Annotated in this window: 7 protein-coding genes; 3 read left to right on the top strand and 4 right to left on the bottom strand. The window is 41.0% G+C overall.

Annotated elements, in window-relative coordinates; genetic code table 11:
• Window positions 1-353 precede the first annotated feature (353 nt).
• Window positions 354-1,607, bottom strand: a complete 1,254-nt coding sequence (locus HY064_00705; GenBank protein MBI3509153.1) for a GNAT family N-acetyltransferase — start codon at window positions 1,605-1,607, stop codon at window positions 354-356.
• Window positions 1,608-1,677: 70 nt separating this feature from the next.
• Complete coding sequence (gene neuB / locus HY064_00700; GenBank protein ID MBI3509152.1) at window positions 1,678-2,691, bottom strand: N-acetylneuraminate synthase; 1,014 nt, start codon at window positions 2,689-2,691, stop codon at window positions 1,678-1,680.
• Window positions 2,692-2,791: 100 nt separating this feature from the next.
• Between neuB and HY064_00695 the strand changes: the two genes are divergently transcribed.
• On the top strand, window positions 2,792-3,640 hold the full coding sequence (locus HY064_00695; GenBank protein ID MBI3509151.1) for a hypothetical protein: 849 nt from the start codon (window positions 2,792-2,794) through the stop codon (window positions 3,638-3,640).
• A gap of 102 nt (window positions 3,641-3,742) precedes the next feature.
• On the opposite strand, the gene HY064_00690 is transcribed toward HY064_00695, so the two are convergent.
• Window positions 3,743-6,190, bottom strand: coding sequence for a M1 family metallopeptidase (locus HY064_00690; GenBank protein ID MBI3509150.1), 2,448 nt, complete (start codon window positions 6,188-6,190; stop codon window positions 3,743-3,745).
• 303 nt (window positions 6,191-6,493) lie between these two features.
• Between HY064_00690 and HY064_00685 the strand changes: the two genes are divergently transcribed.
• Both HY064_00685 and HY064_00680 read left to right on the top strand, forming a co-directional pair.
• The gene (locus tag HY064_00685) at window positions 6,494-8,665 is read left to right on the top strand and encodes a hypothetical protein (protein ID MBI3509149.1); all 2,172 of its coding nucleotides are present in this window, start codon (window positions 6,494-6,496) and stop codon (window positions 8,663-8,665) included.
• A 5-nt stretch (window positions 8,666-8,670) separates the two neighbouring features.
• Window positions 8,671-10,962 (top strand): toxin-antitoxin system YwqK family antitoxin, encoded by a 2,292-nt coding sequence (locus HY064_00680; GenBank protein MBI3509148.1) that lies wholly within the window; start codon window positions 8,671-8,673, stop codon window positions 10,960-10,962.
• Between the two features lie 170 nt (window positions 10,963-11,132).
• Here the strand turns inward: HY064_00680 and lysA are convergent, their stop codons facing one another.
• Window positions 11,133-12,284 carry a diaminopimelate decarboxylase gene (lysA, locus tag HY064_00675; GenBank protein MBI3509147.1) on the bottom strand — a complete coding sequence of 384 codons (1,152 nt, stop codon included), beginning with the start codon at window positions 12,282-12,284 and terminating at the stop codon, window positions 11,133-11,135.
• Between the last annotated feature and the right edge of the window lie 2 nt (window positions 12,285-12,286).

Raw genomic sequence — 12,286 nt, 5'->3', positions numbered from 1 at the left:
GCTCTTCCGATCTGAAATCAAACCACAACCAATGGTGACGGTGTGTTTTCCTTTTCTGTAAAGTTTTTTATCCCTCTTTGAAATCAAACCACAACGGTAAACAGCGCAATGTTTGGGTATGGGAAAAAGTTTTTTATCCCTCTTTGAAATCAAACCACAACCTTATTGATTTTATTGGGTTTGACTGGTTCAAAGTTTTTTATCCCTCTTTGAAATCAAACCACAACGGTGCACTTGTCCTGCATCACTATACTGAAATCACCACAAAGAGAAATTTTCAAAAAAAGGTAAAACTTCAAAGAGAGAACCAAGATGTCAATGAACTTACTCAGGAAATAAATTTACAAATTATTTCACAACATCTTCTCCATCTTCTTCAATTCTTCCACACTTTGCTTTCTCACTTCAAGCACATGAATTGCGTGCCGATAGTTTTTCATCAATGGTAAAAACCAATAATTTTTTCCAAATGGTTGATTATCGTCTTTCCATCCGTCATTGTCACTGTGATGAATACAGCGTACACCGGAAATTGAATTCATTTCTGAAACAAGATCAAAATGGAGGGTGGCCGAAGAAACTTTTAAATGAGCCGTGTCCACAAGGTTCCCGATACGCGGATCATTTATTTCTTCAAGCATCAGGTTCATTTCTGCGGCGCGCACGTTCAGCAATGGATTCGATCCATCGGGATACAAATTCATTTTTGCAAGTACATTATTCTCCAATAAAAAACCGGTGGGAAGATCTTTGGCCCTTTCAAGAACTTCGCGGATACTTTCAAGAAATATTTTCCAATGCTTCGCGCGATCGAACGACTTTACTTTAGAAAGTTCCTTCCCCAGTTCCGATGGCTTTGGGTCGATGCAGAATCCGGCGTGAGCAGAAAAAAAAGAAGCGCCTGCCGCGTAATTTAATTTTATTCCATTTACGCAATGCTCCACCGATCTTTTTCTTATTTCTTCATTGGCACTGGCGAGATTCAGCACGAAAGGGATTTCGGGAGGTGGAAAATAATTATGGACAAATCTTTTCACCGGCGCTTCGAGAAATATTTTTTCCATATCGGCCCGATAGTACATTCCGGAAGAGAACTCCAGCGCAAAGTTGTGTTCTAACGCAACCTTGATGATCTCTTCCGCTTTCATTCCGGTAAATGCAAGGGTGCTGATCACTATTTTTTCAAATGGGGCCGCATTCCATTCGTAAAAACCGAACGTTTCCTTTTTCTCTGCAAGATGAAAACCAAAACACTCATACAGTTTAATTGCTGCTTCATTCACATGATCGACCGACAATTTTATTTTCTGAATTCCGCAACCGGCAGCAGACTCCATCAACCGCTGCATCATTTTTTTTCCGAGGCCTTTTCCGCGCGCGTGATCCGCAACTGCGATGCCCAGCCATACTGTTTCATTTTCCTTATCCAGATGACCATAGGCCAACACTTCATTCTTTTCTTCTATCACCCAGGTGCAGATGTGATCTTTCACAATGGAAAATGGCCGTTTGTCGAAGTAGCGGAATGTTTTCAGGGAATCGCCTGCCTTCTTTACAAAAGCTTCGAGGTAATAAAGATTCTTATTATTGATGCAGATGAATTCCATAATTCAAAATTTTCATCGCCGAAAAATCAGGTGCAGGAACAAAAGGTATCAATCTTAAATTTTGAATCTGTCATAGGAGAACAGAGGTTTTGGTAAAAGGATCATCTTTTTTAAGATCGGTCAATAATTCTTTGCCGATCACCTTTTCAAATAATGCGGGAGATAATCCGTTCGCCGGCCTTTTAAAACCGATATGTTCCGCTTTTAAGATCGTTCCTTTTCCCAGATCGGTTCTTGCGACAAGACTCCTCCGCATTCCGAACGTATTTTTTATTTCTGCTTCCGATGGTTTTTTTATTCCGTCGCCAAGAGAAAGTTCAATGCTGCGTACACCTTTGATGAGTTCACGGAATTCTTCGGGCTCAAGCGAAGAAGAATGGTCAGGCCCCGGCAAAGTTTTATCGAGTGTAAAATGTTTCTCGATCACTTCCGCTCCCAACGTAACAGCGGCAAAGCAGGCATAATTTTCCGGAACGTGGTCGGAATAACCAACGCGCACTTTCAATTCATCGCGCATGGTGAGCATAGCACGCAGATTAGAATCACTGATCTTAGAAGGATAATCGGTGTTGCATTGTAGCACAACCAGGTCTTTGTTGCCGGTAGAATGAATTGCATCGACCGCGCTTTTCACCTCCTCCATATTTCCCATGCCGGTAGAAATGATCATCTGCTTTCCGAATTTCGCCACGTACTTAAGAAAATAAGTTTCCACTAATTGCCCTGAGGCGATTTTAAATCCATCTACCCCGATCGAATTCAGCAGATCGGCATCTTCCGGATTATAAGGAGTCGAGAGGAATTTTATTTTTCTCTTATCGCAATATTCTTTTAACGCCTTAAATGCATCGCGGTTGAGTTCAAGTTTTTTCAGCATCTCGAACTGCGACTCTTTTTTATCGGTGACTTTTAACTGGTAATCTGCTTTGGGAGAATGTGCGGTAACGATCTGTTCTGCTTTGAACGTCTGGAATTTTATACAATCGGCGCCTATCTCCACCGCTTTATCTACAAGATGCATAGCGGCCACTAAACTTCCATTGTGATTCACTCCCGCTTCAGCAATGATGAAAACTTTTGACATGGGTTAAAGGTAAACAGTTTTCAGTTGTCAGTTTTCGGTTATCAGTACAATGAATTGCTATATTTAAACATCGTAACCTCCGATTTTCCAGAATAAAAAAATGATACCAGTAAAAATAATAACTTTTTCTCTTTTTCTTTTTGTTTCAGCACATTCGCAAGATACGCTTCAAATTAAGGATGGACTACAAAACAAATTTTATCCAAATGGAAAATTAAAAAGCAAAATTTATTTTAAAGATGGCGAAGCTTTTGGATTTGCAATGTTGTTCAATAAGGAAGGTAATCTCTCTGAGGCCGGACATTGGTACAACAGGCGGTGGGTCGGAAACTATGTTCTCTATTGGCCGAATGGAGTGAAAAGGCAGGAGTTTAATTATGACGTTAACGGAAAGCGAATAGGTACACAAACCTATTACTACACCAATGGAATAATTTCACATATAGTATTTATGAAAGAGGGTTTCGAGGAAGGTCCCATGTATGATTTTGATTCACTCGGAAATTTCATCACAAAGAGAAAGAACGTTTTTGATTCAGTGGCAAGAAAAATGAGGGAAGTACCAACAACGGAATCCTTCCCTGAAGATAGCTCCACTATTGATTATGTAAAAAATCAGAATGCAAATATCTTCAGAATTGTCAATCTCGAAAAAGCCGAAACAGAAGCAAAATTGAACAGTGTAAAACTGAAATCCGAAAAGCAAAAGAATCTTCTCTATTTGATTTTCTCAATAGTCTTTGGTTTGGCTCTTATTGCCATCCTTTACAGTTATTACCAAGTCCGGAAAAACAAACGAAAAATGGAAATTCAAAACAAAATTATCAGTCAAAAGCAAAAAGAGATTCTGGACAGCATTCACTACGCAAGCAGAATTCAACGTGCTCTAATTACCTCGGAAAAATATATTGAGCAACAATTAAGAAAACAAAAAAGCAAGAACTCCTGATATGCTTTAAAACGTTCTCAGCCCGGTATCGTCAGTTTTCGCATTTATCAAATCTTTCCCGGTGACAACTGAAAACAGAAAACCGCTAACAGAAAACACACCTTATTTCATCACATTCATCAGTATCTCCCGTTGCCAGTCATTCCACGCCGTTGCTGACACATAATCCCATATCATTTTCCGGAAACGATCCTGATTGTAGAAAGTCGTCAGCACCTCTTCACATGGATTTGCAAGGCGCGTATTAGCACTGAACGAAGCGTTGATGAGATTTTTCATCATCGTGGGATCGAAATAATCCAATCGTTTGAGCGCCTGCGCCGCATTCACACGCGTGCGGAACTCGTACGACTCGCCCGTGTAAGAAACCAATTTATCTATAGCATCTTTATCCATCCCACCCATTTTTGCTTTTATCTCCAGCCATTTTACTTCCACGTTCCTTCCCGCAGTGCCGATCACACCTTTTGTCAATTCAAGATATTCAATCGTATTGTCGGGATACTGGAAACTAAGTTTATCAAGCGCATTCATCACTACTTCATAAGACGGCGAAGTGAGCAGTTGCTTGTAAATAGAAACCATATCCTTCCGGATCATATTCGTACTGTTAATGACGGCCTTGTGCATCTGCACATCTTTATCGTTCACGGCCGACTTGATAATATTCGCGCTGATCTCATTCGGATCATTGATAAGTTGAGAAACAATTTCTGACTTTGTTGCGAAAAAAGTTTCCTTTGAATAGATCGTACTTAGAAATTCGCGTTTCTGTTCCACCGGAATTGTTCTCATTGCCACAAGCGCGTCATACCGATCGAGCATATTAGCAGCAGAAGCTGCCTGGTTCTTCAACCACTCAAACGATTTTTTGAAATGAACTTTTTTCAGCACTTCATTATTCGGATCGAATAGCACATACGAAATTGTTTTTCCTGAAGCGTTTGCAAGATCGATTATCTGCGTTTTTTCGTTGATCCATTTCATCACATGATCCATCGTACCATCCGAATAATGCACTTCAAACCAAATTGGCATTTTAAAAAGTCCGGTCACCTCATTTTCATGCTGCACCTGTTCCACAGTAAATCTTGTAAAGCGTTTTCCATTCTCGTTGAGATCCTCTGCATTCACATTGTATTCCGGTTCTCCGCCGCGATAAACCCATTCATCCCAGAACCAATGAAGATTCATTCCTGAAGTTTCTTCAAATGATTCAAGCAGATCATCGGAAGTCACATTTCCATACGCATGTTTTTCAAGATAATTTTTTATGGCGCGATTGTAAATTTCTCTTCCGCCAACAACATACTTCAGCATATTCAAAACGAATGCGCCTTTCGGATAATGCCGTGCGCTGCCTGCCTGGCTATGCGCGATGGGCAGATCATTTTTTTCTCCTTCAGAAAGAGCCGCGTCCTGGTTTCCTTTCATCCCCCATTTGAAATGATCTTCACCAAGAAGATTTTTTTCGAACAGCGCATCGTAATATGTTGCAAAACTTTCCTGCAGCCAGTGATGCGCATCGCTTCTTGCCGTTACATAATCGCCGAACCACTGGTGTGCAAGTTCGTGCGCATTCACGCTCATGTACCCGCGGTCGAGATCGCTGCGCGCATCCACGAAAAGAAAATCGCCGTAAACTGTTGCCGTAACATTTTCCATTGCGCCGTACATAAATTCCTGCACGGGAATCTGCGAATAGGAAGGCCACGGATATTTCACACCAATTTCATTTTCATAAAAGTCGATCATCTCTTCGGCGTGCTGGTACGTTACTTCCACGCGATCTTTCCAATCGGGATAATAATATAAATACATAGGCACTCCCGATTTCGAATGCGTTTCTTTGATATCATAAATTCCAATGCCGAGCATCACGAGATAGGGAGCAAATGGTTTTGTCAATTGATAATGCCATGTTTTTGTTCCGTCTTTATTTTCTTTTTCCGAAATTTTATTTCCGTTCGACAAAACTTTGTAATCTTTATCAAACGTCACCATCATATCCGTCGTGATCTTGTCATTCATCTCATCATAGAATGGAATCCAGTTTCTATTATCAATTCCCTGTCCCTGCGACCAGATCTGTTTTCTGCAAATTCCTGCAGGATCATTCCATCCCACAAAATAAAGTCCATGACGCGGAGTGCATTCATAAACCAAAGTCATCGAATCGGTCTCGAGTGGCTGATGTGTTTTTTCCATTTTTATCCAGGTGCCCTGCTCTTCTGTTCTGAAGGAAACCGTTTTTCCATTGACAGAAGCATCAAGAATTTTTATTCCCGGCCCATCCACCCAAACCGAATCGACATTTTTTTGCAATGGAGAAAAGCGATGCGTAACTTTTCCATTCACTTTTCCTGCTTTCGTGTCGAAAGAAATTTCGAGCGACATGTGAATGAAATCCACGTTATGTTCGCGCGGCGCCCAGGCACCATCATCAAGATAAGTGCGTTTCGATCCGTCGAAAGATCCGTTGCCGACAAACTGTGCGTCGAGAATAGAGGATGAAATAATGAGAAAGGAGAAAAGAAGATATTTTTTCATAAGGAGAATTTTGAGATCGCCCGCCATCATTGGTATTATTTCGGCGGGCAGGCAAGTTTACACAATTTCTCCTCTGAAAAATGGAATGTATGCTGAATGGAAATGGAAAACTGATGAATGGCTAAAAAGGGAGTACGAACAACGAAAAGAAAACGAAAAGTTACGAAAGTGCGTCTGTCATGGCGAATGAAGCTTCGTTTAGAGAATAAAATTTGAATTCATTTGTATTTCGTAACTTTTAGTAAATTTTCGTATTTAGTACTCCTATTGTAACTTTATTCAACTCCACCGTTATATATCCAAATGCGGTTAACCCTGTTCATTCTTGCTTTTTTTATTTCAATTCCTGATTTGCTTTATTCGCAATCGGATACCATTTCCATTTTTGATCTGAAACCGGAACGATACGGCGCTCCAAAATCAGCAATGACTTATTATGGCCCCACCAATATTCTTTACGCGATCCAGGAAAAATATTATCTCGCAAAAAAACTTTATTCCGGAAAAGCAAAAGGATATAACGGGGAATACTATGAACTGGTGAATGGAAAAATAACTTTATTCTACCAGGATAATGGTTACGAACGGTACCATTTTCATCTCGTTGAAAAAGATTCGGTAATTGCAATAGATACTTCAATCCGGCGCGACTGGAAGAAAATCGATAACAATAATCCATTTACAGGTGTTGTGTTTCTTCAAACGCAGATCATTTACAGGAAAAATAACGAATGGAGAATGAGGCAGCAGGTATTCGATTCGACCCGAACGCTGACACAGGAAAATAATTATATCATTCCGGGTTGTATTAACCGCTACATTCAGGAATGCGGATGCGATAGTAAAAGTTATGTTGGTGTGAATGACGGTTTGTACTTCTACAGCGAGGGAAAGATCAACTACTATTATATCTACAAAAACGGAGATCGTACTGCTGAAAAAGATTTTTTTACGGATGGTAAATTATTTTTACAGGATTCCACTGACGAATTCGGCGCTCAGCAGGGCTATAATTATGAAGCAAATTACAGAAATGAAATTCCAATAAGCGAGGGCTATCATAATCATGGCGAACAAGCAGGCCACTGGATTTATTATGATACTTTGGGTCATGTTCTACTGGAAGAATGGTTTACTAATAATCCGCTATTCGAACATGTGCTCGGATATTCTTCGATACTCGATTCTTCGCGCACTTATTATCCGGATGGGAAGATTGAGGAAACTTACCTTGGAGAATTTCATAATGGAAATCAAATTATTCACGATGCGGCTCTGCTCAATAAATCATCGGAGTATTCGGGCATAATTCAGGACTATTATCGGAACGGACAATTACAAAAAGTACAATCCGATTTTTTAGCCGGCGATACATCTGTTGCTGAATTTTATCCGGATGGAAAAATAAAATATTACAAACCGCTCGATAAATTAAATCAACCCTCGCGCTATTGGTATCCGACTGGAAAATTGCAGAAAGAAACCAACGAACAGTGGCCGGACCGCAAGGGAGAATACATTTCTTACCGCGATGGCCGTTACAAAGAATGGGATACTTCCGGAGTTTTATTAATTGACAGGGAATATGACAATGGAATATTTCTTAAAGCTTACGATTCAAATTACAATAAAAATAATCTCGTGCGCGACAGTATCAAACAATTGCTCTATCGCCCGGCATGGTACATTGCCCAACAGACCGATTTAAATGGCAATGTTCCCTGGTTTAATCCTAAAACGTATTGGAGAAAATCGTACCAGATCCCGGTAACTTATATTGACTCCATCCAGGAAATTCTCACGACTGTTTATTTATCATTGCCGGATTCGTTGAAGTTTCTCCGGAAACTTATGACCGATTCTGCAAAAACAACCGGGCTGACATTTGCCAATGGAAAACCGCAATTTACTTACACGATTGTTTCACGAACGAGCGATTCGTTGAAGTGGATGGACAATTGCGGTAAAGGAAAAATAATTGTGACGGATCGCAATGTTGATTCCATTTTTGCACATGTTTCATATCGTGTTTCGTCCTATTCCTTTTCTAAGAATTCAGGAACAGTAACTGTAATAGTTGATCAGCCACTGAACACGAAAATTTACAGTTATGCCGCTTCAAGTGGCAACTCTTATGATTTCAGAAACGCATCCACTAAAATTTATGAGCCGGATGCCGGGAATCATAAACAGGAATTGAATTATATAATCTGGTTTGTGGAGAAATATCCGGTGGCCGATGTGGAGATCAGCGCAGATTATACCTGGTCGAATGAAAATTATTTATCAAACAGCGGAGCAAAATATTATTGCTTTACTGTTTATGAAGACCATTCGGCAGAATTTACAAGCCAGCAATGGAGGCCGGCTTATCATTATATTGCCCCGTCAACAGCAAAACAAAAAAAGAACAGGTCACACTACCGGCAGCATTTTGTATGGCGTAAAAGAAAATATTATCAAATAGATTATTGACTCCGATGAAAAAAATCTGTTTTATACTTTCCATTGCTTTTACATTCGCATTGCATGATGCGCGCGCTCAGCGCGACAGTTGCAGTTGTATTTCCCTCACTCCTATTCCGGATTTTTTCTACATCGGCGAAATTCAAACGTCTTATTACAATCACAATGAAATAATTAAAAGGCCGTACACCGGCGTTTGTCACACTTATTATATGGCAGTGGCTTACGTGCAACCCGATTATTCGCGCACTTATCAGCATGGCGAATTCAAAGACGGAGCATTGGAATATTACGTTTCCTTCAATCAGCATGGCGATACGATAGGATATTTTCATCGCGTGAAGGAAGATTCCATTTTCGCTGAAACAAAAAGATTCAATTACCAGTCCGGACGTTTTGAAGCACGCGAAATTTATTATTACTCTCACGGCGGAAAATTTCTTCGTGTATATGCTTACAACTTTGATGGAGAGATAAGTTCAATTACCAATTATTTTTATCCGGAAGAAGGCGACTCGCTTAACTACTGGGGAAATTACCGCAACTACAAAAAAGATTCGCGCTTAACTGCCGACGGATTTTACAGCATTCCTGTGCAGGATGGGCCTTATTACGAATATGGAGGAAAAGTTTTAACCGCACAAGGTCAATATCACAATAACTATAAAAGCGGTGAATGGAAAAGATGGTACGCCTCCGGCAAATTGAAAAGCGATGAGAATTATTCTTCTCCTTATGGATTCAGAAACGGAAGATGGCGTGAATGGTATGAGAACGGACAATTGAAAGCAGACATCGATTATTGCAATGATCAGCCCTCCGCAAATTTTAAAGAGTGGTATGAAAATGGCCAGCCGAAAACCGTTGCTGCTTATTCCAACTGGAAACTAAACGGAGATTACTTTGAATACTGGCCAGACGGAAGCCCGAAGAAAAAAGCTTTTTACAAAAATGGATTCCCCATTGGCAAAGATGAAGAATGGTTTGAAAATGGAAAGCCGGCTGCTTCTTATAATTATTCCGACAGCGGTCGTTATGCCGGACGCCAGGCGACGTGGTGGGATAATGGAAATTTAAAAACCGAAACTATTCGGACCAATGGAAATGACTTCACACAAACAGATCGGGACTACTGGGAAAACGGAAAACTGAGAGAGGAAACTCAAACGGATAAGTATGGAAGATTCATTGGTAAATGGACCACTTATTATGAATCAGGTATTCTTGAAAAGGAAGAAAATTATTTGAAATATACGAAGAGCGGAATTTGTAAATATTATTATTCAAATGGAAAACTCCGGGTGGAAGAAAATTATTTGAACGGAGGCCTGAATGGAAATTGTAAATATTTCCGCGAGGACGGAACACTGCGTTGCGAGATCAGTTATAAGAATTATCAACGCGATGGAAAATGTTACTGGTATTTTCCGGATGCAGTGCCGGAAGATACCGGAGGAAAAGCAAAAGTATGGAGAGAATTTAATTATACAAATGATGTACGAAGCGGAAGATGTAAGGAATGGAATTCAGCAGGAGAGCTTGTTTACGAACAGGATTTTATGAATGGAGAACCCGTGGGGCCGAATCACATAGCACCGGTGCGCACGGGCGCGAATGTGGATTCTGTAAGAGCTATCTATAAGACCGATGCAAAGATCCTGGAAACGATGAATTTGAATGACGGGTATAGTAATTTCAATTCACAGTTGTATCCATCCGATTCGGCGCAAAAAAAATTACTTTCTGTACTCGTTTCCATTTATTATTTCATTCCGCCAGAAATTGATACCGCTCGTCTTGTTCATTATGATTCTTTATTGAAAAGAACTCACGTCTATCTTGATTATCCCTGGACGCCGAAAAGGCCCGGCGATACATCTTCCTGTGCGGGCACGGGATCATGGCCTCCACAATTGGATAAAATTATTTCTGAAATGCATTTCAAACCTGTTTTTGATGAATGTTACGGCGATGATAACGGCGGAATAAGGCGCGGATTTACTTCCGATATTAATTTCAACGACAGGGCTTTCGACAGCTTGCTAAAAAAAATGAATCCGCGATACGGTTGCGAATACTTCAGTCCTTCCATGCCCGGGGAATATGATAACATTACCAGAAGTTACATGACCTCACACGCCGGCACCGGGTACACTGATGTCGATTATTTTTATTTTTTCCCACATGATAAAAGCGGTTTACCCTATTATCTGAATTGGACATTCCGCGTTTACGATGATGGAAGTGTTGACTTGCTCGGTTACACACCGCAGCGCGTGATGTATGCTTATCGTATTCCCGAATGAAAACTGAAAAATCAATAGGATGGTCTTGTTCTTTTGAGATTCAACTTCGCGCCTTGGCGCCACAGCCTGCCCTGAAGAATTGAAGGGCGGTTCCTAAACCATTATTTTATTTAACTGCAAAGGCGCTAAGTCACAAAGAATTTTCAAACTGCATCTCTTCCAACTGAAAATCAATAATACATCGTCTCTTCCCGCTCTCTCAAATTATATCCGCTCGCCATTACTTCTCCATACGCTCCCGTCGTTCTAATAGCAATAAGGTCTCCTCGCTTTACTTCAGGAAGATCAATTGCTTTTGCAAAACAATCGGAACTTTCGCAAACAGGCCCGACAACATCGTAACGATTTTCTGTTGCGCCTGGCGAAGGCGTGAGATTTTCAATTTTGTGGTAGGCCTGGTACAATGCCGGACGAATTAGTTCCGTCATTCCTGCATCGAGAATTGCAAAATTCGTATTCACACCTTTCTTCACATACAGCACGCGCGATACGAGCGTTCCGCATTGCGCAACGAGTGCGCGGCCGAGCTCGAAATGAACTTCCTGTCCTCTCCGTATTTCGAGAAATTTCGCGAAGATGCTGAAGAAAGATTCGAAATCAGGGATAGCATTTCTTTCCGGCTCATGATAATTCACACCGAGTCCGCCGCCGACATTCACGTGCGCCAGTGAAATTCTCTTCGAAGCAAACCATTCCTGTATTTCATTCACGCGCATACAGAGCGAACGGAAAACATTCAGATCAGTGATCTGCGATCCGATGTGAAAATGAATCCCGCAAAGCGAAATATTTTTCAGTACACTCATCGCGTCAATCACACCCGGCAATTCATGAATACTGATACCGAATTTATTTTCTTCGAGTCCCGTCGTGATGTAATGATGCGTGTTCGCGTGTACGTTCGGGTTTATGCGCAACGCCACGCGCGCCTGCCTGCCTGCCTCCCGCGCCAACTGATCAATCACTTCCAGTTCAGGAAGCGATTCGCAATTGAAACAGAAAATGTCATTCGACAAACCAATTTTAATTTCAGCGTCGCTCTTCCCAACTCCGGCAAAAGCAATGGAAGAAGAAGTAAATCCGCATTCCACGGCGCGTGTCACTTCATTGCCACTCACACAGTCGGCGCCGAGTCCGGCTTTCTGAATACGCTGAAGAATTTCCGGATTTGAATTTGCTTTCAGAGCATAATGAACATGAAAGCCATGCTTCGAGGAGGATTTGTTGCAAAATTTCAACGTATCATCGAGCAATGAAAGATCATACGCGTAGAAAGGAGTAGCGTGTTGCTGAAAGAGAGCTATATTTTGGTTGGAAAACATGA

The sequence above is a fragment of the Bacteroidota bacterium genome, assembly GCA_016194975.1.
GTDB lineage: Bacteria > Bacteroidota > Bacteroidia > Palsa-965 > Palsa-965.
This window is presented reverse-complemented; position numbering and strand designations above follow the sequence as displayed.